We start from the raw sequence: 1,679 nt of genomic DNA, 5'->3' as shown, positions 1-1,679 counted from the left end.
GTAAGATGATTATACACACACAACACAAAATCAATCTTAGGAGGAAGCTCTATTATGAAGTTTAAAATGCAAGACAAACAAAATCAACTAATTGAAAGAATTTCGATCAAACATCTTATTGTAGGAATTGATATAGCCCAACAGTTCCACGTTGCTCGTGCCGTAAACTTCCGAGGAATTGTTATTGGTGATCCTCTGACCTTCGAAAATAATGAAGATGGATTTGCTAGATTAATACAATGGATAGACCAATTAAAGGCCTTAAAGGGCTTAGATACAACGATTGTTGGCATGGAACCAACCGGACATTACTGGGTAAACCTTTCAAAATGGCTTTATGAAAGAAATATTGAAGTAGTGACAGTAAACCCCCACCTTGTAAAAAGAAATAAGGAAAATCGAGATAACACTCAATCCAAAAGTGATAAAAAAGATGCCTTAGTTATTGCTGATATGGTTAAGAATGGCTACTATGCGTTTATTCGCCCTTCTTCAGAAATCTTTGAAAAACTACGAGTCTTAATGTCCAATCGTGACATGACCGTAAAAAGACTTGTTAGTGCTGTAAATCAGATTAACCGTTGGGTAGATATTGTTTTCCCTGAACTTCGGCAAGTTTTCAAAGATGTTAAAGGAAAAGGGGCAATCGCAACACTTCGCTTATTCCCTACCCCACTAGAAATTAGTTCGATGAAACCACAGGATATCGTGAACGGCTGGAAATCCTTAATGAAACGACAACCCGGTTTAAGAAAAGCACAACTTCTAATTGAATTAGCTACCCATTCTGTTGGTACACGACAAGCACTTGATGCTTATAAATTGCACTTGGAACAATTACTTGAAGAATTCGATCTAGCTACAGTCCAACTGGAAAGAATTGAAAAAGAAGTCACTGAAGTTCTTAAAAAAATACCTTTCGCTAAAAAATTGCTTGCCATTAAAGGCGTAAGCGAAATTGCACTTGCAGGTATTCTAGGAGAAGCTGGAGATCTCAGTGGTTTCACTCATGGTAATTCTTTATTACGACATGCAGGGTTACATTTAGCAGAGGCTAGTTCAGGTAAATGGAAAGGACAAATTGTCCTCTCAAAACGAGGAAGGTCCCGTTTACGACGCTTCTTGTACCTAGCCACAATGAGTCTTGTCATGAATAACCCTGATTTTAAAGAATTACATTCTAATAATGTTAATGAAAAAAAGATGAAGAAAATGAAGTCCATCATGAAACTAATAAATAAATTCGCAAGAATTCTAGTAGGAATGGCAAGAAAGAATGAATCTTATAATTCCGACAAAGTCAAACCTTTAATTCAAATGGCTGCTTAATATAATTTATTGAAAATAAAATTTTATGAACTGGAAGATTATAATCTTTCGAATATTGGCTTATTCGTGGGATCTCAAATATAGTACGAAGTACCGGATTATTTAAGCATAAGGGCTCTGACCCGTTAACAAAAGAAAGACCGGCATCTACCACTTGGATAGGTATGACGAAGGAATGAGAGGGCAATTGACCCGTTGAGACATGGGAGCGAAAACCTCCAGGGGTGGCGTGGAGAACGTACATTATATGGAAATTTATGGAGTTATTACTAACCCCTTTATTTAAGTACGCCTCCGTGTAGCCAAATTACGAACAACTCATTCATCAATCCCCAAATGTTATTACAAGT

General features: G+C 36.8%; 1 protein-coding gene. It reads left to right on the top strand.

Annotated elements, in window-relative coordinates; genetic code table 11:
* Positions 1–54 precede the first annotated feature (54 nt).
* The gene (locus tag M3183_RS26455) at positions 55–1,329 is read left to right on the top strand and encodes an IS110 family RNA-guided transposase (protein ID WP_251475030.1); all 1,275 of its coding nucleotides are present in this window, start codon (positions 55–57) and stop codon (positions 1,327–1,329) included.
* The last annotated feature ends 350 nt before the right edge of the window (positions 1,330–1,679 follow it).

The sequence above is a fragment of the Neobacillus mesonae genome, from assembly GCF_023715155.1.
Taxonomy (GTDB): Bacteria; Bacillota; Bacilli; order Bacillales; family Cytobacillaceae; genus Neobacillus; species Neobacillus mesonae_A.
The sequence above is the reverse complement of the archived record's forward strand: the minus strand, read 5'-3'. Positions and strand labels throughout refer to the sequence as shown.